Source organism: Halovenus carboxidivorans (assembly GCF_009831575.1).
Lineage (GTDB): Archaea > Halobacteriota > Halobacteria > Halobacteriales > Haloarculaceae > Halovenus > Halovenus carboxidivorans.
This window is the reverse complement of the sequence record NZ_WUUT01000001.1, coordinates 588,734-612,722: the sequence shown is the minus strand read 5'-3', so window position 1 is coordinate 612,722 and position 23,989 is coordinate 588,734. Positions and strand designations below refer to the sequence as shown.

The following is a 23,989-nucleotide window of genomic DNA, read 5'->3' as shown; positions in this document are numbered from 1 at the left end:
CCCGTACCTGTATTAACAACGGTTATTCACTCGAACGAGGATTGGAAAACAGAGATGTTCCACGCAGACGCCGGAGGGGTGGTAATCGGTGCGGTCCTCCTGGGCGGCGTGCACGGGATCGAACCCGGACACGGCTGGCCGATTGCCGCCTCCTACGCTCTCGACCGGCAGCGCAAGTGGCTGTACGGGATCACGGCGGGTCTCATCATCGGTATCGGCCATCTGATCAGTAGCATCGCGATGGTGGGCGTGTTCTTCTATGCGAAGGAGTTCGCCGGACTGACGGCGATCAACGAACCGATCACGCTGGCTGGCACGGTCAGGATCGGCGGGCCGGTCAGTATCGTGGCAGGCCTCTTCCTCGTCGCCCTCGGCGTCCGGGAGTACCGCCACGGACACAGCCACGGTGGAGGACACGACCACCCCCACGAGAACGACACCCACGATCACGGCGAGAGCGGACGTTCACACGGAGACGACGGGCACTCACACGAAACGGACGGTCGCTCACGTCGACATGGAGACCACTCGAACGGAGCGGACAGCCACCCTCACCGAGACGACGAGCACTCGCACGGACGGCTCAGCGAGGGTGCCGACCGGGGGCTACTCGGACTCACCTGGGCCGCTTTCGTACTCGGGTTCGCCCACGAGGAGGAGTTCGAGATCATCGCGCTGTGTGCCGGCTCCGAACACTGTCTCGGTCTGATGCTCGCCTACGCCGGCGCGGTGATCGTCGGAATCGTCGGGCTGACCGTCGCCCTGATCGCTGGCTACCGCCGGTACGAGCGACGGATCGAGCGATACACCCCCTATCTGCCGGCCTTCTCCGCGGCGGTGCTCTGTCTCATGGGCGTCGGATTCGTTACCGGACTGCTCTGAGACAGGCGGCGAGCGTAAGTTCCACAATGGCCCCCCACGATCATGTGGTATGTCACGCGACAGCCTGCAACTCGTTCGTAACGCCACCCTCGTTCTCACCATCGACGACACGACGTTTCTCGTCGACCCGATGTTCGCAGCGGAGGGGAGTGCGCCGTCGATAGGCGACAAACCCGGCGTTCCGGACGCCCTCGAAGTCGAAAACGACCGCCGGAATCCGATGGTACCGATGCCCGACGTCGACCTCTCACACGACGCGGTACTCGTCACACACCGTCACGACGATCACTTCGACGAACCGGCGAGAGAGCAACTCGACGCTGACGTACCGCTGTTTTGCCAGCCTGCCGACGAGGAGGCGTTCGTCGAAGAGGGCTTTACGGATGTCCGGCCCGTCGACGACGAGCGTAGCTTCGGGGGGATTACCATCCACCGGACTCCGGGCCGGCACGGTCACGGCGAGTTGGGTGAGATGATGGGACCGGTCTCCGGATTCGTCTTCGAGGGCGAGCAGTCGCTGTATCTCGCCGGCGACACAGTCTGGTACGACCCGGTCGAACAGACTCTCGACGAGTTCGATCCGGAGACGGTCGTTCTCAACGGCGGCGCGGCGCAGTTCGTCGGCCACGAACCGATCACGATGGGGACCGAAGATATCGCTGCCGTCCGGGAGGCCACCGACGCGACCGTCATCGTCGATCACATGGAGGCGATCAACCACTGTCTGCTCACCCGCGAGGAACTCCGGTCGACGGTCCCGGACGTTCAGGTCCCCGAAGACGGCGAGGAGATCACTATCGAGTGACGCGGCAGACGTGAGGTCACGGACTGTGCTGTGGCACGCTGACGAAGGGACTCAACCAAAGCCGGCACGATGTTCACAATCACGAGAGATCGGGGAGCTATTACGGATCATCGCCACGTCGTCGTATCGTCGTCCAGGCGAGACCGATCACAGCGGCGACTGTAAATACGCCAGTGAGGACCCCTCCAACCGTTCGAAGAAGGAACGCCTCGAACAGGGGATTTTCACGCCTAGATTGGGCTGTCAATCGGTAGCACTCGGAGTCGTACCGGACGTAATTGTCCTCCGTGGTGTCGGTCTGAACGAGGAAATCGTCGGGAGGGGTTCGTGTCGTGTACACGTCGTCTGCCCGGAGTGCCGACCGGAATATCTCCTGGTCTGTTGCGGAGAGATTGCTGTACTCCAGTACGTAGCGGGAGTCGGACTGCGGGTCACACGACTGAGATAACGTCTCTATGCTGTACTCGACCGTATCCGCGTTCCACTGGAGGACCTCGATGCCGACGATGGTCACCGACCCAGTGAGCACTGTCAAGATGAGGAGGGTTTTCGTGAAGGTGCCGACTGTGATGCCTGATTGCACATCTGACTACAGTTCTCGCCTGAAGATCATGATTTTTGTGGATCTCACCATCAAAATATTCACCCGCGGCTCGAACGCACGCCTGGTGAAGGGGCGAGTGAGTCCACATCGAAACGGGCGGCCTGTCTGTTGACGCTCCGGGCACGCTGGAGTTGCAGGGCTGGCGAGTCGGTTGCACGAGAATCGACGGAGGCGGATACATTCTGCTGGGTGGTCGCGCGCGGTTGTCGAACGGTGTGAGAAATCGAATGGTTCGAGGTGTGTACGCGAAGAGTCCCCGACGCTGTCTCCGGGTTCTACGGTAGCGGTTGTCAGTCGAGACGGGCGGCGACTGTCAGCCCCGTGGGGTACCGTAGCGACCGGACGCGGCGATTCGATATATCGCTCAGCTGTTTATTACTTAAACGAGAGCGAGCCGGGGGCAGGGGACAAGCGGCGCAAGGCAGGTCAGCCCGTCTGGGCTTCCGCGACATCCGACAGCGAGCGAACCCCGCTGATCTCGAACCGAGCGCCGTTGGCCCAGCTATCCGCGACGGAAATCGACCAGCCGTGGCCGTCGACAATATCCGTGACGATTGCGAGCCCGTAGCCCGTCCCCTCCTCGGAGCGAGTCACGCCCTGCTCGAAGATTTCCTCGCGGTCGTCGGGTGGCACGCCCGGCCCGTCGTCGGCGACGAAAAAGCCGTCCTCGGTAACGCCGATCCTGACGGTCACGTCTTCGCGTCCGTGATCGATGCTGTTGCGGATCAGGTTCTCGAACAGTTGTCGGAGCCGATCCGGGTCGGCGTCGAACTGTCCGTCCCCGCGGATGTCGAGTGTCGCCTCGGCCGTGTCGACGCTCTCCCAGGCTTCCCCGGCGATGGTCGACAGCGAGACCGGTTCGCGGTCGAGATCCTGATCTCCGCGGGCGCGAGCGAGCAGATCCTCGATCAGATCCTCCATCCGACCGAGTGAGGTGTCGATCTTCTCGATGTGTGGCTGGGGGTCCTCGGCATCGCGCGCGAGTTCCGCGTGTGCCGAGGCGATGTTCAGCGGGTTGCGCAGGTCGTGGCTGACGACGCTCGCGAAGTCGTTGAGTCGCTCGTTGCGCTGTGCGAGTTGGCGTTCGCGCAGCGTCCGTGCGAACGCGGACTCGACCGTGCTCGAAAGGAGCCGAAACAGTTCGACATCGGTCTCGTCGAAGGCGTCGCGCTGGTCGGAGTACGCGCCGATAACGCCGTACTCGCCGACGGGGACGAGCAGTTCGGAGGTGACCTTTCCGGGGTGGTGTGAGGTCGAGGTCGTCGCGGGGACGAACCCGAGCTGTCGGGATTCGCCGGTCTCGTAGACCTCCCAGATGAACTCGCTGTCGCGGTCCAGCGGCGACATCTCATCGACGCGGTCGTCGATCTGTTCGGACCACGCTAGCGGATCTAACTTGTCGGTCGCGTCGTTGTACCGCCAGACGGCCGCCAGCTGAAAGTCCAGGATCTCCTCGGTCGCCTCGACGGTTCCCTCCGCGATGTCGGTGTCTGACTCCGCGACGATGAGTTCGCGGGTCACGTCGTGAAGCGACTCCAGTTTCTGCTGGAGTTGGACCTGTTCGGTGACATCGCGGAGAAACACCGACAGCCCGTCGTCGGAAGGGTAGGCGTTGACCTCGAACCAGCGGTCGCGGGGCCGGTAGTACTCCTCGAAACTGGTCGGCTCCTGGCTCTGCATCGCCTCGTTGAACTTGCTGTAAAAGCTCGTGGAGATGGCCGCCGGGAAGGCGTCCCAGAACCGGACGCCGGTCACCTCGGACTCCTCGACATCGAGCACCTCCTCGGCACGGCTGTTCAACAGCACGAAGCGATCCTCGTTGTCCAGCGCGAAGAACGCGTCCGTGATCCGTTCGAGGGTGTCCTCGAAACGCTCGGTCGGGCCGTCGAACTGCTCGGTCTGCTTGTAATCGGAGATATCGCGGAGAAAACACTCGATGCCGCCGCTTTCGAGCGCGACGACCCGAAGATCGAGCCACGCATCCGCCGGTTCGTGATAGATCTCCGTGGTCGTCGGGTCCCCGTTCTCCCGGACGGCCCGACAGACCTCGTGGAGGTCGGAGCCGTCCCACTCGGGAAACAGCTCCCAGAGGGACTCACCGACCGCGTCGTCGGGAGAACGGCCGGTCCAGGATTCGAGGCGCGGGTCCCAGTCGGTCACGACCCAACTGTTGTCGAGAGCGACGTACTGGCCGAGCGTTCGGGGGACCCGCTTCCGGTCCCGACCGGTACCGCTCAGCACCGCTCCGACCAGTTCGTCGGCCGCTTCGGCGCGGCTCTCGCCCGGATAGATCTGGTGGAGGTCGACCGATTCGGGGACGGCGGCGATCGAGCCGCTCAGATCGAACACCGGGATGTCGGGGTTCTCGTCGGCGACGGCGTCGACGACCTGCTGGAGGTCGCTGCTCTCGATCAGTCCGCAGACGACCGCGTCCAGAAAGGAGCTATCGACGACGCTGTCTGTCGCCTCCGGCATCGTCGTCAGGAGGTGGACGGGACGGTGGAGTCGCTGATCGAGGGCGCGGATGATGTCGAGCCCGCGTTTCCCGTCACCGACGTACGCGAGGACCAACGGCTCGAGCATACACGGACAATGTACGCCTCATGATACAAGAAACCACGGACAATCGATATCAGGATTGATTCCGTCGGTAGTCGGCAGTCGCCGCGCTATTCGGAGACGATAGTACCGCCGACGACAGTCATCTCGACGGCGATTTCGGCAGGATCGGTGTACTCCCAAGGCGAGCCGTCGAGGACGACGAAGTCGGCGTACTTTTCGGGTTCGATACTGCCGAGCCGATCCTCGGCGAAGCCGGCGTATGCGCCGCCGAGCGTGTACGCCCGGACGGCCTCGGTCGTATCGAGTCGCTGGCGCTTCTCGGGAGCGGTCGTGGCCTGTGCGATGCCGAACAGGGGGTCCATCGGCATACAGTCGCTGCCGAACGCCAGCGGCACGTCCGCCTCGCGGAGTCGACCGAAGGGGTTGCTCCGGCGTCGGCGCTGCTCGCCCAGTCGCTTGTCGTACAGGCCGTCGTCTCGGGCCCACTTCAGGAAGTTCGGCTGTGCCGAGACGACGACGCCCTCCTCGGCGGCGGTCCGGATCGATTCCTCCGAGAGCAGTTCGGCGTGTTCGATTCGGTGGCGCCGCCTGTCCGCCTCGGCGTAGGCGTCGACGACCGCATCGACCGCCTCGTCACCGATGGCGTGGATCATCGCCTGCATGTCGGCGTCGTCGACCCGCTCGACCAGCGCCGCGAGTTCCTCCGGCGGCGTCGTCCACTCGCCGCGGCCCTCTCCGTCGGCGTACGGCTCCGAGAGGCGGGCAGTCCGGCTCCCGAAACTCCCGTCGGCGAAGGCCTTGATCGCACCGGTCCGGAGGTGCTCGGTGCCGTGGTTGGTGACCAGCCCGGCCTCCCGGACGGCGTCGAGGTTTTCGGCCAGGTAGTTGAGACGGACACGAACCGTAAGCTCGCCCGTCCGGTCGAGTTCGCGGTACGTGCGTGCGACCGCCGGGTCGCGGACGATATCGTGGACGCTCGTGACGCCGTGCCGGTGGGCGTACTCCTGGGCCGTCAGGAGATACTCGCGGATCCGTTCGGGGCCGGGATCGATTGCCTCGCGCAGCACCGAGAGGGCGTCCTCGCGGAGCACTCCAGTCGCGGTCCCTGACTCCGTCTCGACGTACTCGTCGGGGAACTCCTCTCCGAGACGGTCGAGAACGACGCTGTTGACCGAGGCGAGATGAAGGTCTTCCCGGTAGGCGACCACGGGGCGGTCGGTGCTCACGTCGTCGAGGTGGTCGCGGGTCAGATAGCCGCCGTCCCAGCGACTCTCGTCGTAGCCGAATCCGAGGACCCAGCCGTCGGTCTCCGCGCGTCTGTCGGCCAGCCTGTCGAGGCACTCGTCGGGAGAGGTGGCACCGGAGAGGTCGGCCTCGACCTGCTGTTTGCCGAGCAGGTCCATGTGCGTGTGAGCGTCCACGAAGCCGGGAAGCACGACCCGACCGTCGAGGTCGACGACGGTCGTCTCGACGCCGACGAGAAAGTCGAGTTCGCTGGTCCGGCCGACGCTGACGATCCGTCCGTCCCTGGCGGCGACGGCCTCGGCGGCGTCGCCGGCCAGCGTCCGGACGCGACCGTTTCGCAAGACGAGATCTGCGGCCTCTGTCATACCTCTACTGCCTCGCCGAGGCCGTTAATCGTTTGCCCTACTTCTCGGTCGGTTGACCCGAGAGGTTGCCCTCGTCGTCGAACCGCCGGGCGCGGAGAAAGCGGGCGCGAAAGCGGTTGGCCCCGTCGCTCAGATCCGCGTCACGGACGCCGTCGACCTCGCCGTCGGCGACGGCGTCGACGAGCGCCTCTAGCTGTTCTTTCTCGCTCGGCGTCAACTCGAACTCGTAGGTCTGAGCCTGCTCGGCGTCGAGTTTGGTGAACCGCCGGGCCGCAGTGACGACCAGCGAGCAGGGCTCGCGACAGGGGAACGGACCGTCGCCGCCGGGCGTCCCCAGGTCGGTCTCGTCGTCGTACTGCCAGACCCGGCGTTTGAGACACTGCGAGTCACGACAACAGCTCTCTGCGACCCACTCGACGTGTTCGTGTCCCTCGCCGCGGTCCCAGGTCTCGATGACGCCGTACATGCCGGTCTGTCGCGCCATCGTCTCCCGCCAGTGGCTCACGTCCAACTCGCCGCGTCGCTCCTGGTGCCAGTTCGTGATCGTCGCCGGATAGAAGAAATCGACCGTCTCGATCAGTTCCTCGGGGCCGAGATCCGGAAACACCCAGCCGGTGCGGAGCGTCGGCGCGGTCTTCAGCGGCCGGTAGTCCCCGTCGTCGGCGTACGTCGCTAGCTCGCGGGCGTCGAGCGGGTCGTCGTACCGCTCCAGTGCGTCGGCTCCGGCGTCGTCGACGTGAGAGAGCCGGTAGCGACGGTCTCCGTCCCCGTCGAGGCGAACGGTGATGTGGAGCTGTCCCCACTCGGTCGAGCGGCCGGCTTCGAGGCGGTCGTACCGCTCGGGGACCGGATCGTCGCCTTCCAGCCAGCGGAGAAACGCCCACCGGTCGTCCTTCTGCGGGGCGACGGCGTGCCAGAAGTACCAGTTCGTGACGTGGGGCGATCCGGTCGCGAGTTCCCGGAGTTCCGGTTCGGACAGCCCCGTCAACTCCACCTCGGGGGTACGGTAGGTGTAGGCGCCGTCGAACTCGACGGTGAGGCCGTCGAAAGAGACCCCGTCTGGGGCGGTCTCGACGAGCGCGTCGACGTATGCAGTCATACAGGAATCGAGGGTGTGAGCGCGGAAAAGGGGGCCGATTCCGGTGAACAGTACGGGGCTGTCCGGTCAGCGGAGACCGGCAGTCGGCGGTTCGTCCGCCGTGGTCTCGGTGCGCTCGCGGATCTGCGCGTGGGCTCCGTCGAGTTCGGCACCGGCGTCGTCGGCGCGTTCGAGGACCACGTCGGCAAGCAGCGGTTCGGTGCCGACGGCCCCGGAGTACCAGATGTCGTGGCCGTCGACCGTCTCGGGAACGTCGTAGCCGGTCCGGTAGTCGTCGGTCAATCCCATGTCCTCCGGAATGTCTTCCTGCGTGTGAAAGCCGTCGGAGATGAACAGCGGGACGACGACGATATTCTCTGTCTCGACGTACTCGGTCACGTCGTCGATTTCGGGGTCTTCGTCCATGAACAGCGCCTGCACCTCGTCGAAGCGGTCGGTCGCCCGGATGCGGTCGGCGTGGTACTCGATTGCCTTCGCGGAGTTTTCGTTTCGGCGGGTGCCGTGGCCGACCACGGCCAGCCCGAACCCCTCGCCGACGGACGGGTCGTCCGTGACGGATTTCGCGCGCTGGATGATCACGTCGCTCATCGCGTCGTGAGTCCCGACGGGACCACAGTAATGGACGGTCTGGCCGGTGTCGGCTGCCGTCAACACGGCAGTATCGGCGCTCGTTCCGTCGGAGTCCCACAGTTCCGGTTTCCAGCCCTCCAGGCGAAGCTCTCGTGGGATGACCTCCTCGGTGAAGTAGCCCTCGCTGATGAACAGCGGGACGACGTACACCTCGTCGGCGTCGACGGTCCGCAACACCTCGCGAAAGGAGGGTTCCTCCTTCCAGAACGTCTCTCGGACTTCGTCGAAGGCACCCGTTTCGCGGATGCGGTCGGCGTGCTCGAAGGCGGGCGTGCTGGAGCCGGGATTTTTGTGTGAGCCGTGAGCCGCGATGACGAGGGCGGTTGACATAGACAGCAGTTGGGGCGAGAGCGGCTTAGGGCCTGCGAATGGGTTAAGCCGTTCGCGGCGGTTGCCACGGACATGACACTCGCAGAACGCGCCCGGGAAGCGGCACGCGACCACCCCTTCGTTCACGACGCGCTGGCGGCGGGCGTGCTCAACTACTCGGCGGCGGCCCGATTTCTCGACGTGGGCGAGGAGGAGGCCGTCGCGGCCGCGCTCCGGCGGTACGGGGAGGAACTCGACAGCGGCGACGAACACGGCGACGTTCGGGTCACGATGGAGACCGGCCTCGGCCGCGGCGATGAGGGACTGCTGACGGTCGGGGAGACGGGATTCGCCCCCGGCGAGGGATCGCTGACGGCGGTGCTCGTCACCGGATCGGTCTCTATCGGGCTGTTCCGGCGGGTGCTCGGGCGGTGCGAGACGGCCGATATCGAAGTGCTCGGTGCCGGCTACGGTTCGGAGACGATGCTCGTCGTCGTCGAGCGTCGCGACGGCCCAGATGCGCTCCGGTTCATCGAATCTGTCTGTTCGGCCTGATTTCCGGTAGAAGAGCTGTACGAGCCTCGTGTAACGGTTTGGAGCTATGTGGGGCAATAAACCACATATCGCGATACCAAACGAGAAGGGTCCATCTCCGTTTGGATGGAACTGAGATGGCTCGCGCTACCAAGTAGCAAGTACATAACAACGGATATCAAGTACGAATGTGAGGGTATGTCAGAGCAGCCAGCGCCGGACAGTCGACAGCGGCCCCCGGCAGAACCGGAGTATCAACTGCAGTGTGCGGTCGCGCGGCTGGAGGCCGCCCTGGAGGAACTGGATCTCGAAACAGAAGACGAGCGGGCCGAAGCGGTCGTGACGGCCCTGCGAGCGACCGATGAGGCCTGTACCCGGGAGCCGACACTCACGGCCGATGATCGACTTCCGAGAGCGTAGATCACTCGTTTCGGAACTCGGGTTCGCGGCCCTCTAAGCGTGCTTCGACGCCCTCGCGGTAGTCGTCCGTCCGGTAGGTCTCCTTCGCCAGCGCGCGCTCGAATGCCAGCCCTTCCTCCAGAGGCATCTCGGCGGCGGCGTTGAGCGCCCGCTTGGCCATCCGCATCCCGATCGGACCGTTCGCGGCGAGATCCTCGGCCAGTTCCCGGGCCGTGTCGACGACCTCGCCGGGGTCGACGACTTCCCGAACTAGGCCGGCCTCCGCCGCCTCCGCCGGGTCGACGTACTCGCCGGTGAGAACGATCTCTTTGGCTTTCGCCAGGCCGACCAGCCGGGGGAGTCGCTGGGTCGCGCCGCCGTGGGGGAACGTGCCGAGTTTCACTTCGACGACGCCGTAGTTGGCCTCGCTGTCGATGATCCGAAAGTCGAAGGGCAGGGTCAACTCGAAGGCTCCGGCGGGTGCCGCGCCGTGAATCGCCGCGATGGTCGGCACCGAACAGTCCTCGATGGCCGCGAGCACGTCCGGGAACAGCGAGTCGGTGACCGACTCGTCGGTCGACTCCCCGGCGAGTCCCCGCATCATCTCCAGGTCCATCCCCGCGCTCAGCACTGGTCCCTCGCCGCGGAGGATCACCGCGCGGATCTCGTCGTCCTCGTCGAGGGTGCGAAACGCCTGCAGGAGATCACGAAGCAGGTCCTCGTTCATCGCGTTTCGCTTCTCGGGACGCTGGATCACGACCTCGCCGCGGTAGCCGTCGCGGTCGATACGAGCGAGTCCGTTGTCCATCTCTGTCGAGGTGTCCATGTTCTCGACTGCGACGGACACGCCCTTAGAGCTATGGGGACGGGGGAGTCGGCGCGGCCCGTCCGGTCTCGAAAAGAAGGGTTCGGAGGATCTGGGCGTCAGGCGGGTTCGTAACCGGCGTCTTCGATAGCCGCCCGAACGTCGGCGTCCGAGACCTCGCCGTCGATCACGACGCGGTCGCCCTCATGGTCCGCCTCGACGGCGGTGACGCCGTCGAGTTCGGAGACAGCCTGTTCGACGTTCTGTTCACAGCCGTCACAGGACATACCGGTGACTGTCAGTTCCATGTTCGGACCTAACGCGGGTGGGCAAAAGGCCGTTGTGATTGCGAGGCGAGACGTTTTATTTTCCTGCCGACCCGAAGGAGGGTATGAGCCGTAACGACGAGGTCGCCAGGCGCCTCGAAACCTTCGCCGATCTGCTCGAAGCCCAGGACGTGTCCTACAAACCTCGGACGTACCGTCGCGCGGCGGAGAACGTCCGCGACTACCCGGAGGACATCGCGGATCTCGCCGCGGACGGGAAGGAGGCGGTGGCCGAGATCGACGGCGTCGGGGACGCAATCTCGGCGAAGATCGTCGAGTACGTCGAGACCGGAGAGATCGAGGAGTTGACGGAGCTACAGGCGGAGATGCCGGTCGAGATGGACGCGCTGACCCGCGTCGAGGGCGTCGGGCCGAAGACCGTCGGCACGCTCTACGAGGAACTTGGGGTTCAGACGCTGGACGATCTGGAGTCGGCGGCCCGGGCGGGCGAGATCCAAGAGGTGCCGGGATTCGGCCCGAAGACCGAACAGAACATTCTCGACGGCATCGATTTCGCGCGGACCGCTCACGAGCGGCAGTTGCTCGATCGGGCGCGGCCGCGCGGCGAGCGCGTGCGTGATGCGCTGCTCGAAACCGAGGCCGTCGAGCGCTGTGAACTCGCGGGCTCGATCCGCCGGTGGAAGCCGACCGTCGGCGACGTAGACGTGCTGGTCGGCAGCGACCAACCGGAAGCGGTCATCGAGGCGTTTCAGAGCCTCGACATCGCCGACACGGTGATCGAGGCCGGAACCTCGAAGGCGAGCCTGCGGACGGAAGGCGTACGCGTCGATCTGCGCGTCGTCGACGACGAGGAGTTCGGCGCGGCGCTGCAGTACTTCACCGGGAGCAAACAGCACAACGTCGCCGTTCGCAACCGGGCGTTAGATCGCGACCAGAAGGTCAACGAGTACGGGGTCTTCGACATCTCCGAGGTAGCGGATCCGGACAGCGGCCAGCGGGTCGGCGAGCGAGTCGCCGGAGTCGACGAGGAGGGGATGTACGACGCACTGGGGATGGAGTGGGTCCCGCCGGAACTCCGGGAGGACCGCGGGGAGGTCGAGCGAGCGGCCGCCGGCGATCTCCCCGATCTGCTGGAGCAGTCACAGCTACGCGGCGACCTCCACATGCACAGCGAGTGGTCCGACGGCGGGAACTCGATCACGGAACTGGTCGACGCCGCAGCGGAGTTCGGCCACGAGTACATCGCCGTGACCGACCACGCGAGCGGACCGGGCATCCTGAGCGGCGTCGGGCTGGACGACGACGAACTCTACGAGCAGATCGAGCGGATCGAGGCGGTCGCCGCGGAGGCGGAGATCGAGGTCTTCGCGGGTGTCGAGGCGAATATCGAGGCCGACGGCGGCATCTCGGTCGGAGACGACGTGCTCGAAGCGCTGGATCTCGTCGTCGCCTCGCCGCACAGCGGTCTCGACGGAGAGGGAACCGAACGACTCGCCGAGGCCGCCAGACACCCCGAGGTCGACGTTCTCGGCCATCCCTCCGGCCGGCGGCTCAACCAGCGCGCGGGGCTGGATCTGGACGTCGAGCGACTGGCGGCGGTCGCGGCCGAACACGGCACGGCACTGGAGATCAACTCGACCCCCGGTCGGCTGGATCTCCCCGGACGGGCGGTGAAGCAGGCGCTCGACGCCGGCGCGACGGTCGTCATCGACACCGACGCACACGAGCCGTCGAGCTTCGAGTACATCAGATACGGCGCTCACACCGCCCGGCGCGGCTGGGCCGAAGCCGAGGACGTGCTCAACACCCGGCCAGCCGAGGAGATCCAGGCGTTCGTCCAGTGATGAGCCGGCGACTGCTGCTCGACGTGATGCTCGGCAAACTCGCCACCTACCTGCGGATGTGTGGATACGACACGCTGTACGCACAGGAGGAGGGAATCGAGGCCGACGACGCGCTCGCCGCGCTCGCGGAATCGGAGGGCCGGACGCTGGTGACCCGGGACCAGGAACTGGCCGAACGGACCGACGGTGCCGCCCTCCTCAGTTCGCGCGAGATCGAGGACCAACTCGCGGAGTTGCACGAACAGGGGTTCCGAATCGAACTGCCCGACCAGCCGGAACGCTGTAGTGTCTGCAACGGGCGAGTACGAGCGCTCGGTGAGGACGAGTCCCGCCCCGGACACGCGCCGGACGGAATCGAGGAGATCTGGCAGTGTCGGGACTGTGAGCAGTACTTCTGGAAGGGGAGCCACTGGGATCGGGTGACCGAGGTCGTCGGCTCGGCCGACTCGAATCCATAACGGGCTTTAGAGACTGTCGAGTATAGGGGGTAATGAGTCTCTCCGAGGAGGCAAGAGAGCGGCTCGCCGATATCGTCGAACTCCAGCCCACCAAAAACGCGGAGCTACAGGAGCGGTGGGGGCTCGCAGGCGGCAGCGAGGTCCATCAGTATCTCGAATCCGAACTTGGGGAGTACTACTACCGCGACGAGAACTCGATGATCTGTGCGACGCCCGAGGCCGAGGAACTGGTCGGGGACGGCGACGGCGGGACCGGGGAGCGCTCGGTCGCCGGGACGGAGCTACAGCGCCGTATCGTCGGCGTCCTCCCGGGACCGGACGACGAGCCACAGAGTGTCGTCGCGACGCTTCACGACGTTGAAGCCACCGGAGCAGAGCCGAGCGTCGACGACGTGCGATCTGCGCTGCACACACTCACGGACAAGGGGTTAGTCGAGCGCGTCCGCGAGACGGTCCCGACGTTCCGGCTGGCAATCGAACGCGAACGGATCGTAATCGAAACGGGTGAGAACTAATGAGCGAGCGAACACGCGACGGGGAGCATCGATGAGCGAGCTATTCGAGGTCGAGCAGTACGACGCGGCGGGACGGCTCGGCCGCCTGGAGGTGCCGCGAGCGGGAACGACGATCCAGACGCCGGCGCTGTTGCCGGTGGTCAACCCCCACGTGCAGACGGTGCCGCCGGCCGAACTCGAATCGCAGTTCGGCGCGGAGATCCTGATCACGAACAGCTACGTCCTGCACGGCAGCGACGAACTCCGCGAACCGGCCCTCGAGGGCGGACTGCACGACCTGCTCGATTTCTCCGGGGCGATTATGACCGACTCCGGATCCTTTCAGCTCTCGGAGTACGGCGAAATCGACGTGACGACCGAGGAGATCCTGGAGTTCCAGCGCGAGATCGGCTCGGATATCGGCACGCCGATCGACATTCCGACGCCGCCGGATGTCCCTCGCGAGCAGGCCGCCGAGGAGCAGCGAACCACACAGGAACGCATCGAACTGGCCGAGACCGTCGACACCGGGGAGATGCTCGTCACCGCGCCGATCCAGGGGTCGACACATCTCGATATCCGCCAGCGGGCCGCCCGGGAAGCGTACGGAACCGACCTCGATCTGTTCCCCATCGGAGCGATGGTGCCGCTGATGAACGAGTACCGCTTCGACGACCTGGTTCACGTCGTCGCGGCGGCCAAGCGCGGCCTCGGCGAGGACGCGCCGGTCCACCTGTTCGGCGCGGGCCACCCGATGATGTTCGCGCTCGCGGCCGCGATGGGCTGTGATCTGTTCGACTCCGCCGCTTACGCGCTGTACGCCCGCGACGGGCGCTATCTCACCGTCCGCGGGACGGAGCATCTCGACGAACTCGAACACTTCCCCTGCGAGTGTTCGGTCTGTCTGTCGCACACGCCCGAGGAACTGCGACAGGCCGGGGAGACGGAGCGTCACCGGCTGCTGGCCGAGCACAACCTCGCCGTGAGTTTCGGAGAGATACGGCGGGTCAGACAGGCGATCCGCGGCGGCAACCTGCTCGAACTCGTCGACGCGCGGGCGCGCGGCCACCCCGCGATGCTCGACGGCTACCGGACGCTGTTACACTACGCCGACCAGCTCCGTCGGACCGACCCGGTCGCGAAAGACGCGTTCTTCTACGTCTCCGGCGAGAGCGCCCGCCGCCCGGAGGTGCGACGCCACCACGAACGCCTCGGCCGCCTCGATGCGCCCGACCGACTGCGGCTGAGCGTCGGGTCGCCGGGCGAGGACGGCTGGCGGCTCGTCGCGCCGTTCGGACCGGTGCCGCCGGCGCTGTCGGACGTGTATCCGCTCACCGCAGCACGGCCGGACAGCCTGGAGCGGCCCGCCTACGCGGCCGCCGTTCGCGGCGTCAACCGACTCGCGGCGGCCAACCCCGATACCGCGATCACCGTCGTCCACGACGGCTGGCCCGAAGACGTGTTAGCCAGCCTCCCGGGGGACGTTTCGATCCGCCTGCTCGGTGGGGAGTAAACGCTACCGGCTCGGGAGACCGCTGATCTCGAAGCGTGCGCCGCCGGTTTCGGCCTCGGTGACGGATATTTCGGCGTCGTGGGCGTCGACGATCCGGCCGACGATTGCGAGACCGAACCCGGTTCCGTCCGACCGAGTGGAGTAGCCCCGCTCGAAGATCTCCTCCCGTTCGTCCGCCGGGATACCGGGACCGTTGTCCGCGACGTAGAACCCCGCCCCTTCGTCCAGCGGGCCGACCCGGACGAGGAGATCACCGTCCTCGGGAGCGCCGTGTTCGACCGCGTTCGCGAACAGGTTTTCGAGCAGTTGTTGGAGTGCCCCCTCGTCGGCGACGACCGTCCCGAGTCCGTCCGCGGTCCGGAGCGTGCCCTCAGGCGCGCCCGCGGTCTCCCAGGCCCGGTTCGCGAGTACGTCGAGTTGGACCGTCGTCAGATCGAGTGCGTCGGGCCCCAGTCGCGCCATCGAGAGCACGTCGTCGACGAGGGTGTCGATCCGTTCCAGCGCCGTTTCGAGTTCGGCCAGATGCTCGCTGTTGCACTCCTCGGCGACGAGTTCGAGCCGGAGGTTCGCGGTCGTCAGCGGGTTTCGGAGGTCGTGCGAGAGCGTCCCGGCGACGGCGTCGAGGCGGTCGCGCTCGCGTTCGAGAGCGACCCGCTGTCGTTCGCGCGCCCGCTCGTAGCTGACCCAACTGCCCATGAGGTCGACGAGAGTCAGTTCCCACTGCGAGAACGGCTCCGAGCGCGGCTCGAAGTCGTAGAAACAGAAGGTGCCGTCGACCTCCTCGTCCACGAAGATCGGAGCGCCCAGATAGCTCTCGACACCGAGTTCGTAGACGAGTCTGTCCGTGAGTTCCGGGGCGTCCTCGGCGACGCTGGGTAGCGCGAGGTGTGACTCGGTCTCGACGACGCGTTCGCAGTTCGTCTCCGCGAGGTCGACGGTCCCGCCGGGGGCGATCACGTCGTGGTCCGGGCCGGCGACAACCGACAGCGTGTACTCCGTCCCCTCGACCCGCGAGAGGGTGCCGTATTCCATGCCCAGTTCCGCGCGGCCGAGGTCGAGAAGCCGTTCGACTTTCGCCTCGAAGGTGCAGTCTGTATCCGCGATGATGCGGTAGATCTGCCGCAACACCTCTTCGCGGTGTTCGAGGGTCTGTTCGTACTCGCGGCGGTCGGTGATCTCGTAGAAGTAGATCGACAGACCCGCCGGAGAGGGGAACAGGCGCACGTCGAACCAGCGGTCGATCCGGTCGTAGTAGCTCTCGAACGACCGCTGGCGCTGGCTCTCCATCGCTGCACGGCAGTGCTCCTCGAAGGAGGTGCCGACGATTCCGGGAGCGGTCTCCCAGAGCGAGCGCCCCCGAATCTCCGAGATTGACGGATCGTCCTCCAGTGCCTCGGTGAGAATCTCGTGTCCCCGGCTGTTGAGGTAGGTGAACCGCCAGCGGTCGTCGACGGCGACGAAGGCGTCGTTCATCCGGTCGAGGAGATCGACCTGGGGTGGCGACTCCGCCACGGCGTCCTCGATGACAGAAGCGAGCGAGTCGACCGTCTCCTCGACGGTCGTCCACACGCAGTAGCGGTCGACACCGGCTTCGACAGCGCGGGCGGCGACATCGACCGATTCGTCCGGGACGAGTACGAACGGCAGCCAGATCCCCTGATCGGTGAGCGTCTGCTGTAGTGCGATCCCGTCGTCCGATCCCGGCAACTGCTGGCGCGAGACGACACAGTTGACGTGGGTGGTTCGGACGTACTCGACGGCCTCGTCCCCGGATTGGACGGTCGTGACATCGAACGCCGGGACGGCCGCTTCGAGCCCCCTCGCCAGGCGTTCGGCGTCGCGTTCGTCTCCCCCGACGTACAGGACGGACAGCGGATCGAAGGAGCGGTCGGTCATCGGATGACAGGCACAACGGGGAGAGAGCTTCTGAATCTTTGGGTGAAGCGTCGGGACGGCTCAGCCGTCGAGGCTCTTCCGCATGACCGCAAACTCGACCTCGGTGCCGTCGATGGATCGGGTCTGTCGGCCGGACTCGCGGTACTGCAGCGACTCGTAGAACGGCCCCGCATTGAGCGAGGAGACGAGTGTGAGCGCCGTGGCCCCCCGAACGCGGGCTCGGGATTCGAGCTGTGAGACAAGCGACGAGGCGACCCCTCCTCCGGCGAACTCGGGGCGGACAAACACCGCATCGATCCGGTCGCGTTCGGCGTTGAGTACGGCGTAGCCGGCCGCGACGCCGTCGATCTCGGCGAGCAGCGTCTCGAAGCGGTCGCTCCGGATCGCCCGGCGAAAGTCGGCGGTCACGTCGTCGTCCGGCCGCCACGCCGCGATCTGTGCGTCGGTGTAGGCGGGGCTGTCGATGCCGTCGATCGCCGCCTGCTTGATAGCGAGGACGGTCGAAGCGTCGGCGGGTTCTGCCGAGCGGAGTCGGACTCCGTCCATCTACGTCCACCCGTCGAGCACGTTGGACACGACCGGTTCCCATCTCACGGGGCGATCACAGCGGGGGCGTTCGCTCGCCCGCGGGGATGGTGGTGTCGAGCCAGTTTTCCTCGGGCGGGAGCGGACACGAGAACGTCTCGCTGTAGGCGCAAAACGGCGAGTACGCGAGGTTGAAATCGATCTCGATAGTCATCCCGTCGGATAGCTCCTCCTCGGGTTCGAGTTCCATGTACCGGCCGTCCTTGTAGCTCTGCTGGCCGGTCGTCTTGTCCCGGAACGGGACGAAGATCGGGTCGCTGGGTTCCTGGCGGTAGCCGCTGAGTTCGTAGCTGTCGCCGTCGATCTCGAAACTGAAGCGGAACGGTCGGCGGTAGGTGATCGTCCGGCCGTCGGAGGTCTCGAAGTCGATCTCGTCGGGATCCTCGAAGACGGTGACGGTCGCCTCGACGCGGTACTCGGGATCGGGATCGAAGTACGCCAGCCCGTCGAACCCCTCCCGTCGCTCCGGGGGGATCGGTGACTGCGGGTGCTCCGAGAAGAACCGGTCTTTCTCCTCGCGGTTCTCCCGGAGACGGTCGGCCCAGTCGTCGGTCGGCAGAGTGTCGGTCATACCGACCGTAGGGGTCTCGGCGGTATCAGTGCAGTGGATCGAGATTGGCAGCCAAAACATACATCATCAGTTCGCATCAAAGAGTGGCATGAACCGACAGTACGGAGATATCGTGGTGTTCACCACACTGTACCTGTTCTTCTCGCTGCCGCCGTTTCTGGTGTTCAACCGGGGTGTGCTGTCCGAGATCCGAGCGCGACTCGCGCCGATCGACGTCGTCGCCGTCGCCGTACTGGGTACTGTCGCCCTCGTCGTGCTCACGGGGTTGGTCGTCGCCCGGGAGGGCGTCAACCGGTACAACCAGTTTCTGACCGCCCCGACCGATGTGCCCTCGGCGGTCGTCGCGCTGTCGTTTCTGCTCGCGGCGACTGCCTGGTGGCTCGTTCCCGAGGTCGTCTTTCGGTTCGAGATGGGGCTGTCGTTCGATCTCCTGCTCGTCGCCGTGCTGTTCTGTCAGATCCCGATGCTGCTCTTTCTCTCGCTTCTGACCGCGGTCGGGAAGGCCTGACCTGCCGTGGTGGCGGGAGGGTTACCTGGTTGGGGGACCGTCGCGGCGGCACTTATCCGGCCGGCGACCGTATTGAAGCAACGAATGCGTAATCCACACCGCAATCAGGACGACCCACACGGCGACCAGCAACTCGTCGCGGCGGGGACGGATCTCGCCGACGCCTCGGCGGCGGCGATTCTGCTGCACGGTCGGGGGGCGACCGCCCGAAGCATCGCACAGACCGGACTGGAGTTTCACCGGGAGGGGCTGGCGCTGTTGGCCCCGCAGGCGGCCGGCAACACCTGGTATCCGAACCCCTTCACGGCGCCGGTCGAGCGCAACGAACCCGGACGGAGTTCCGGGCTCGACGCCATCCAGGCGGCGATCGACCGCGCCAACGAGGCCGGGATCGACACGGAGCAGGTCATCGTCCTGGGGTTCTCGCAGGGGGCCTGTCTCGCGACGGAGTTCGTCGCCCGGAACCCGACCCGCTACGGCGGCGTGGTCGGGTTCAGCGGCGGGCTGATCGGCGAGACGATCGATACCGACGAGTACGAGGGTGACCTCGACGGGACACCGGGCTTTCTCGGCTGTAGCGACGTGGACCCGCACATCCCCGAGGAGCGCGTCCACACGACTGCGACGGTGCTCGAAAACCTGAACGGGGACATCGAGACCCGGATCTACGAGGGGATGGGCCACGGAGTCAACCGGGACGAACTCGAATACGTCGGCGGGATGGTCGAGTCTCTCGTCGAGTAAGTCAGCGTCCGCGGCCGGAGACCCCGTGACCGCTGTCGTCGTCGGCGTGACCGAGCGCCTTTCTGAGAAAACTCATCCATCGCTTGCGGTCGGCGGCCTCCTGGGCCTGGGCCTCGGCCTCGATGTCGACCGGGCCGAGCGATTCGAGTTCGTTCAGCGCGCGGTCGATCCCGATAATCGCCTCGGCGAGTCGGTCGCCCTCCTCGTAGGTGATCTCGCCGTCTTCGATGCGCTGTTTGCGCTGTAGTCGCTCGCGTCGCAGATTCTTCTTCGCTCGTTCGACCCGCTCGCGCTCGCCCTGCGGGATGGTGTCCCGACGGCGGATCTCGAAGACGAACTCCTGGAGATCGATCTCGTTGCCCTGAACGGTGATCTCCTCCGGAATCGACGCGCCGACGGTGGCGCTCTCGCGTTCGATCCGTTCGAGCAGTTGTTTGCGCTCGAACTCCCGGATCGGGTCGCCGTCGGGGTCACCGCCGTCGGTGAGAGCGACGCCGTCGCTGTCGGTAGCGTGTTCCCGGGGTCGTGGGTCCTCGCTCACGATACAGTGTTCGTGACTGGTCTACTTCGGTGTATCGCTGTCGTCGAACGCCGGTCGAACCGTGAGCACGCACTCGCAGTCCGGACAGCGGATCTCGGTTCCGCGCGGACAGTCGGTCCTGATCCAGTCACCGTCGGAGGGACTCGTGTGGGCACAGCGGGGACAGGTGAGCACTGCCTTCCGTCGCTGGCGGAGCGGTCGCTTCCCGCGACCGGATCCGACAGGAAGGCAGGTCTGGATGAGTGACATCACCGCTCTCTTGCAGGCGTACGAATAAAGAGTTGTTGGCATTTGTCGGCAACGAGTGCCATTGAGTGGTTGTGGCGGCTGTTGGCATAGGTATCACAACGTAGGCCAACGGAGTGAGTGATAGACGGGGGGCAAAGCGTTCTCACGCCGGTCTCCGGCTGAGCGCTCCGAGGGCGGCGTTACTCTTCCTCGGGAGGTTCTGCGACCGTTTCGGCGACTTTGGAGGCGACCGCGGCCGGGATGTCGCCAGGCGTCGTGACGTACCGGTCGACGACTAACATCGCGGCGGCGACGCTAATCAGCCCGACACCGACGGGAAGGTCACCGCGGACGAGTAGTTCCGCGCCGGCGAGTGCGAGCGGAATCGCGAACACGAGCGTCGCCATCGAGCCGAGGAGGTCCAGGATTCCCTGGGACATCGGTCTCTCCTACCGTCGGTACGGACAAAAGCCGCGTGGTTGCGTCTGGTCGGATAGGTGCCCGTGGCTGACCACGGCACGGGAGGACAGGGCGCACGTGGTGTTCAAACGTCGAAGACGACGTAGATCCGCCAGTCGTCGGCCCGCTCCTCGATTTGCATCTCCGAGTAGGTGATCGCTTTCAGATCGCGGGCGGTCACGTCCGCGAGGTCGATGCCGCGATAGCTCCCCTCGAACCGCCACCCGTCGCCGTCACTGGTGACCCGGCCCTGGTTGTCGACCGGCAACACGGAGCGCACGTCCCGCTCGTAGATCAGTTCGTCGAGGTAATCGAACAGCAGCGCCTCGGGACGCTCCGCGCGGACGGTCAGATCGTAGCGGGTTCCGCCGTCGGGCCATTCCTCGGCCATCGCGGCGGCCATGCCGTCGGCGGTCGCGCCGAAGGCCGCGCCGAGGCTCTCGCCGGTCGCCTCGACGGCGACATCGGCGGTGTGGGCGCGAAGCTCGTATCCCATCGCCCGGAGTTCGGTCGCCGACGGGCTAATGGGTTCTGTTTGAACGGAGAGACTTTTGCTACCCGAGTCGAACGGAGGGTATGAGCTGGTCCATCTATGGCTGAGGAGACGGGCGGATCGCTGCCGGTGTCGGACGGGCTGTTACGGTGGGTCTACGTCGCCGGCATCGGACTCAACCTTCTCGCGCTGACCGTGGCGGTACGGAGCGGCCAGACGGCTGCCGCGTTGACGCTGGGGCTGGTGATCGTCTATCTCGGCGCTCGGCTCTGGCTGTTCCGCTCGGGGTGAGAGGCTGACTACGGCGTGGGGTCGTCCTCTGCTCACGCACTCGGAGAGGTCTTTCGCTCGATTGACCCACTCGCGGGTCGTTCCTCCCCGTTCGCGTCGTCGAGGCCTCCCTGCGGTCGGCCTCCCACTCAGCAGAATTATTATTCCCCCACCACATAGTACGCGGTAGTGAGCGTCAACGTCCAGCGACATGTCGTGGGGCCGGGTAGTGACGATCACGTCGACGCAGCCTGGCAACTCAAAGAGCGGATTCGGAGAAACGAAGGGGTGCTGAGACAGCGGCGAAATTTTTTCGAGAGCGCCTATCAGCGCTCGACTGTCTATCTGTACGTTGACCGGGCGAACGACCGACTGGTCGGGTTCGCGGCGGTGCGGCGGGACGGCTACATTCTCTTTCTCGCGGTCGCCGAGGAGTATCGCGGACAGGGCTTTGGGAAACGACTCGTCGCGAACGTCGCCGACGAGTACGGAACGGTTACCTGTCACGCGCGCACGACGAACCGAGACGCGCTGGATTTCTACCGCTCGCTCGGCTTCCGCGTCAAGCGCCGGATCGACAACTACTACGAGGACGGCGGGGACGCCTTCTACCTGAAACTCGGCGACGAGGACGGAATCCGCGAGCGGCTAGCGAACCTGCTGTCGCGGTGACTGCGCCAAGCGCAACGCCTATTTGAGTACTCGGGCAAGTGGTGTGCGTGCACGAGCGGACACAGGCGTACCTCCGCGGCCGGTTCGGAGACCACTACCGCAACCAGTCGATCGATCCGCCGCCGGGGGCAAACGAGCGCGAGTGGGGGTACGTCCCCTGGACCGAGGGGCCGGGAGAGACCTACAGCCGGCACAACGCCATGATCGACCTCGGCGCGCTCGAGGACTTCCTGGCCCGCGAACGTCCGAAACACGTCTACTTCTCGGCCGGCCGCTACGACAACCCCGGCGCGACGACGATGAACGAGAAGGGCTGGCGGCGCTCGGGTCTGATCTTCGATCTCGACGCCGATCATCTCCCCTCGACGACGCCGGAAGACAGCTACGCGGAGATGCTCGCGGACTGTAAGGACGCCCTGTTCCGTCTGCTCGACTTTCTAGAGCGGGATTTCGGCTTCGAGGAGATGCAGATCGTCTTCTCCGGGAGCCGTGGGTATCACGTTCACGTCCGGGACGAAGGGATCCAGCGTCTCGACAGCGACGCGCGCCGGGAAATCGTCGATTACGTCCGCGGGATCGGCCTGGAGTTCGACGAACTCGTCGAGGAGGAGACCGTCGCCGGACTCGGCCGGAAGACGCCGGCGGAGAACCGCTATCTCCCCACCGAGGGCGGTTGGGGCGGACGGATCCACGACAAACTCGTCTCGGTGCTGTCCGAGGTCCGGGATCTCCCCGAGGAGGAGGCACTCGAACGGCTTCAGGAGTACGACGGGATCGGGGAGGGGCGTGCCCAGGCCGCGTACAATCTCACACAGGAGCGGTTCGTCGAGATCGAGCGCGGAAACCTCTCGGCACACGCCGTGTTCGCACAACTCGCCAGACAGTTCGCCACCGAAGTCGTCGCCGAGGAGAACGCCCAGATCGACGAGCCGGTGTCGACGGACACGAACCGGCTGATCCGTCTGCCGGGCAGCCTCCACGGCGGGAGCGGACTCGCCGTCCGTCGCGTCCCGCGCGAGGAGATCGACGACTTCGATCCCCTGGTCGACGCCGTCCCGGAGACGTTCACGAACCACGAGATCACCGTCGAGGTGACCGACGGCGGGACCGTCGAGTTGGGAGGCGATAGTTTTACACTGGAGGAGGGAGTGCATACCGTTCCGGAGTACGTCGGCGTGTTCCTGATGACACGGGGACGCGCCGAGAAGGGTGAAGAATGAACCGAGGGCAGGCATGAACCTGGAGGAACTACAGGCCGCGCGCGACCGCGAGCGCCAGACCGACAAGCTCCAACAGCTACGCGAGAGCTTCTACGCGGACGCCGGGGAGTTCATCCAGCAGCTACAGACCGAGCGCGACCGCGCGGCCGAGCGCGCCGACGACCCGTTCGACTCGCCCGAGGTCAGCCAACTCACCGACGAGATCAAGACCGCGGAGCAGACCGTCGAGGCCATCTACGAGAAACGGGTCGGGAAAATCGTCAAAGCCGCCTCCTTCGCGGCGGCGGACCTGCCGGCCGAGGCCGACGGGATGACCAAAGAAGAACAGCGGCTGTTCGAGACGCTGGTCGAAGACATCAAATCGAACCGGCAGCACGTGCTGGCGGTGCTCGACGGGGAGGAGCCGGCGAGCGAGACAGCCGAGAAGACAGCGGCGCCGGAGCCGGACGTCTCGGCCGCCGATCTGATGGGCGCCGGAGAGGACGCCGACCCGAGTCCTGGGGGGGTCTCGGGGCCGACAGAGCCACAGTCGACGAGCGGCAGCGGGCCGGAGCCAGACCACCCGTCGACCAGCGGTGACCAGCCACCGACGGAGCCACGGACGGTCGACAGCGGCGGCCCGCAGAGCGGCGGTCAGCCGGACAGTTCCGGCCCCGAACCGGCGTCGCCCGCACGGACTGGAGACGCGCTCAGAAACGACGGGGGACAGCCGACAGTGGAGGAGAGCGGCGAACCCGCTTCCGGCCCCGCCGACACGTCACAGCCGAGCGTCGAGCGACAGACGGTCAGAATCACCGACGACGTCGGAACCTTCGTCGGCGTGGACGAGCGGGATTACGACCTCGAACGGGACGACATCGTGACACTGCCCGAGACCAACGCCTCGCTGTTGATCGAACGCGACGCCGCCGAACAGTTGTAGGCGACCCCGAGAGACACAAAGGTTTTTCCGCCTCGTTTGGAACAG

The 23,989-nt window shown here is 65.8% G+C and carries 28 protein-coding genes; 14 read left to right on the top strand and 14 right to left on the bottom strand.

Annotated elements, in window-relative coordinates; genetic code table 11:
• Positions 1-54 precede the first annotated feature (54 nt).
• Both GRX03_RS03035 and GRX03_RS03030 read left to right on the top strand, forming a co-directional pair.
• The gene (locus GRX03_RS03035; protein ID WP_159762702.1) at positions 55-882 is read left to right on the top strand and encodes a hypothetical protein; all 828 of its coding nucleotides are present in this window, start codon (positions 55-57) and stop codon (positions 880-882) included.
• A gap of 49 nt (positions 883-931) precedes the next feature.
• Positions 932-1,687: an MBL fold metallo-hydrolase gene (locus GRX03_RS03030; protein WP_159762701.1), complete on the top strand. Its 756-nt coding sequence runs from the start codon at positions 932-934 to the stop codon at positions 1,685-1,687.
• Positions 1,688-1,787: 100 nt separating this feature from the next.
• On the opposite strand, the gene GRX03_RS03025 is transcribed toward GRX03_RS03030, so the two are convergent.
• The 5 genes from GRX03_RS03025 to GRX03_RS03005 all read right to left on the bottom strand — a co-directional run bounded on the left by GRX03_RS03025 (position 1,788) and on the right by GRX03_RS03005 (position 8,522).
• The gene (locus GRX03_RS03025) at positions 1,788-2,270 is read right to left on the bottom strand and encodes a hypothetical protein (RefSeq protein ID WP_159762700.1); all 483 of its coding nucleotides are present in this window, start codon (positions 2,268-2,270) and stop codon (positions 1,788-1,790) included.
• 447 nt (positions 2,271-2,717) lie between these two features.
• Positions 2,718-4,874 carry a sensor histidine kinase gene (locus GRX03_RS03020; RefSeq protein ID WP_159762699.1) on the bottom strand — a complete coding sequence of 719 codons (2,157 nt, stop codon included), beginning with the start codon at positions 4,872-4,874 and terminating at the stop codon, positions 2,718-2,720.
• Between the two features lie 86 nt (positions 4,875-4,960).
• Positions 4,961-6,463: an amidohydrolase gene (locus GRX03_RS03015; RefSeq protein WP_159762698.1), complete on the bottom strand. Its 1,503-nt coding sequence runs from the start codon at positions 6,461-6,463 to the stop codon at positions 4,961-4,963.
• Positions 6,464-6,500: 37 nt separating this feature from the next.
• Positions 6,501-7,562, bottom strand: a complete 1,062-nt coding sequence (locus tag GRX03_RS03010) for a DR2241 family protein (RefSeq protein WP_159762697.1) — start codon at positions 7,560-7,562, stop codon at positions 6,501-6,503.
• A 66-nt stretch (positions 7,563-7,628) separates the two neighbouring features.
• Positions 7,629-8,522 (bottom strand): CbiX/SirB N-terminal domain-containing protein, encoded by an 894-nt coding sequence (locus tag GRX03_RS03005; protein ID WP_159762696.1) that lies wholly within the window; start codon positions 8,520-8,522, stop codon positions 7,629-7,631.
• Between the two features lie 72 nt (positions 8,523-8,594).
• On the opposite strand from GRX03_RS03005, the gene GRX03_RS03000 reads away from it, so the two are divergent.
• Positions 8,595-9,056 carry a DUF7523 family protein gene (locus GRX03_RS03000; protein WP_159762695.1) on the top strand — a complete coding sequence of 154 codons (462 nt, stop codon included), beginning with the start codon at positions 8,595-8,597 and terminating at the stop codon, positions 9,054-9,056.
• Between the two features lie 177 nt (positions 9,057-9,233).
• Positions 9,234-9,455, top strand: a complete 222-nt coding sequence (locus GRX03_RS02995; RefSeq protein WP_159762694.1) for a hypothetical protein — start codon at positions 9,234-9,236, stop codon at positions 9,453-9,455.
• Position 9,456: 1 nt separating this feature from the next.
• Here GRX03_RS02995 and GRX03_RS02990 read toward each other — a convergent pair whose 3' ends face one another.
• Both GRX03_RS02990 and GRX03_RS02985 read right to left on the bottom strand, forming a co-directional pair.
• The gene (locus tag GRX03_RS02990) at positions 9,457-10,260 is read right to left on the bottom strand and encodes an enoyl-CoA hydratase/isomerase family protein (protein ID WP_201289162.1); all 804 of its coding nucleotides are present in this window, start codon (positions 10,258-10,260) and stop codon (positions 9,457-9,459) included.
• Between the two features lie 98 nt (positions 10,261-10,358).
• A complete protein-coding gene (locus GRX03_RS02985) occupies positions 10,359-10,547 on the bottom strand; it encodes a heavy-metal-associated domain-containing protein (RefSeq protein WP_159762693.1) in 189 nt (62 codons plus the stop codon).
• 83 nt (positions 10,548-10,630) lie between these two features.
• Here GRX03_RS02985 and polX point away from each other — a divergent pair, with 83 nt between their 5' ends.
• Genes polX through tgtA form a run of 4 tightly spaced genes read left to right on the top strand, consistent with a single transcriptional unit; the run spans position 10,631 to position 14,835 of the window.
• Complete coding sequence (polX, locus tag GRX03_RS02980) at positions 10,631-12,370, top strand: DNA polymerase/3'-5' exonuclease PolX (protein WP_159762692.1); 1,740 nt, start codon at positions 10,631-10,633, stop codon at positions 12,368-12,370.
• Entirely contained in the window at positions 12,370-12,828 is a 459-nt protein-coding gene (locus tag GRX03_RS02975; RefSeq protein ID WP_159762691.1) for a Mut7-C RNAse domain-containing protein, read from the top strand. Before polX ends, GRX03_RS02975 begins: the two co-directional genes overlap by 1 nt.
• Positions 12,829-12,860: 32 nt before the next feature.
• A complete protein-coding gene (locus tag GRX03_RS02970) occupies positions 12,861-13,343 on the top strand; it encodes a DUF5797 family protein (protein WP_159762690.1) in 483 nt (160 codons plus the stop codon).
• Between the two features lie 31 nt (positions 13,344-13,374).
• Complete coding sequence (gene tgtA / locus GRX03_RS02965; protein ID WP_159762689.1) at positions 13,375-14,835, top strand: tRNA guanosine(15) transglycosylase TgtA; 1,461 nt, start codon at positions 13,375-13,377, stop codon at positions 14,833-14,835.
• A 3-nt stretch (positions 14,836-14,838) separates the two neighbouring features.
• On the opposite strand, the gene GRX03_RS02960 is transcribed toward tgtA, so the two are convergent.
• The 3 genes from GRX03_RS02960 to GRX03_RS02950 are packed head-to-tail and all read right to left on the bottom strand — an operon-like array spanning position 14,839 to position 17,887.
• Positions 14,839-16,731 (bottom strand): hybrid sensor histidine kinase/response regulator, encoded by a 1,893-nt coding sequence (locus tag GRX03_RS02960; RefSeq protein WP_159762688.1) that lies wholly within the window; start codon positions 16,729-16,731, stop codon positions 14,839-14,841.
• 60 nt (positions 16,732-16,791) lie between these two features.
• Entirely contained in the window at positions 16,792-17,277 is a 486-nt protein-coding gene (locus GRX03_RS02955) for a GNAT family N-acetyltransferase (RefSeq protein ID WP_159762687.1), read from the bottom strand.
• Between the two features lie 55 nt (positions 17,278-17,332).
• Complete coding sequence (locus GRX03_RS02950) at positions 17,333-17,887, bottom strand: DUF1684 domain-containing protein (protein WP_159762686.1); 555 nt, start codon at positions 17,885-17,887, stop codon at positions 17,333-17,335.
• 88 nt (positions 17,888-17,975) lie between these two features.
• Here GRX03_RS02950 and GRX03_RS02945 point away from each other — a divergent pair, with 88 nt between their 5' ends.
• Positions 17,976-18,395: a hypothetical protein gene (locus GRX03_RS02945; RefSeq protein WP_159762685.1), complete on the top strand. Its 420-nt coding sequence runs from the start codon at positions 17,976-17,978 to the stop codon at positions 18,393-18,395.
• 84 nt (positions 18,396-18,479) lie between these two features.
• Positions 18,480-19,139, top strand: a complete 660-nt coding sequence (locus GRX03_RS02940) for an alpha/beta hydrolase (protein WP_159762684.1) — start codon at positions 18,480-18,482, stop codon at positions 19,137-19,139.
• A gap of 1 nt (position 19,140) precedes the next feature.
• Here the strand turns inward: GRX03_RS02940 and GRX03_RS02935 are convergent, their stop codons facing one another.
• The 4 genes from GRX03_RS02935 to GRX03_RS02920 all read right to left on the bottom strand — a co-directional run bounded on the left by GRX03_RS02935 (position 19,141) and on the right by GRX03_RS02920 (position 20,863).
• Complete coding sequence (locus tag GRX03_RS02935) at positions 19,141-19,593, bottom strand: DUF5788 family protein (protein WP_368278060.1); 453 nt, start codon at positions 19,591-19,593, stop codon at positions 19,141-19,143.
• A gap of 108 nt (positions 19,594-19,701) precedes the next feature.
• Positions 19,702-19,929 carry a hypothetical protein gene (locus GRX03_RS02930; RefSeq protein WP_159762683.1) on the bottom strand — a complete coding sequence of 76 codons (228 nt, stop codon included), beginning with the start codon at positions 19,927-19,929 and terminating at the stop codon, positions 19,702-19,704.
• A 179-nt stretch (positions 19,930-20,108) separates the two neighbouring features.
• On the bottom strand, positions 20,109-20,348 hold the full coding sequence (locus tag GRX03_RS02925) for a DUF7533 family protein (protein WP_159762682.1): 240 nt from the start codon (positions 20,346-20,348) through the stop codon (positions 20,109-20,111).
• 104 nt (positions 20,349-20,452) lie between these two features.
• Positions 20,453-20,863, bottom strand: a complete 411-nt coding sequence (locus GRX03_RS02920; protein ID WP_159762681.1) for an archease — start codon at positions 20,861-20,863, stop codon at positions 20,453-20,455.
• Between the two features lie 96 nt (positions 20,864-20,959).
• Here GRX03_RS02920 and GRX03_RS02915 point away from each other — a divergent pair, with 96 nt between their 5' ends.
• From GRX03_RS02915 to GRX03_RS02900, 4 genes are all read left to right on the top strand, one after another.
• Positions 20,960-21,151, top strand: coding sequence for a hypothetical protein (locus tag GRX03_RS02915; protein WP_159762680.1), 192 nt, complete (start codon positions 20,960-20,962; stop codon positions 21,149-21,151).
• Between the two features lie 168 nt (positions 21,152-21,319).
• Positions 21,320-21,802, top strand: a complete 483-nt coding sequence (locus GRX03_RS02910) for a GNAT family N-acetyltransferase (protein ID WP_368277909.1) — start codon at positions 21,320-21,322, stop codon at positions 21,800-21,802.
• Positions 21,803-21,849: 47 nt separating this feature from the next.
• A complete protein-coding gene (gene priS, locus GRX03_RS02905; RefSeq protein WP_368277908.1) occupies positions 21,850-23,022 on the top strand; it encodes a DNA primase small subunit PriS in 1,173 nt (390 codons plus the stop codon).
• Positions 23,023-23,035: 13 nt separating this feature from the next.
• Positions 23,036-23,944, top strand: coding sequence for a DNA replication complex subunit Gins51 (locus tag GRX03_RS02900; protein ID WP_159762679.1), 909 nt, complete (start codon positions 23,036-23,038; stop codon positions 23,942-23,944).
• The last annotated feature ends 45 nt before the right edge of the window (positions 23,945-23,989 follow it).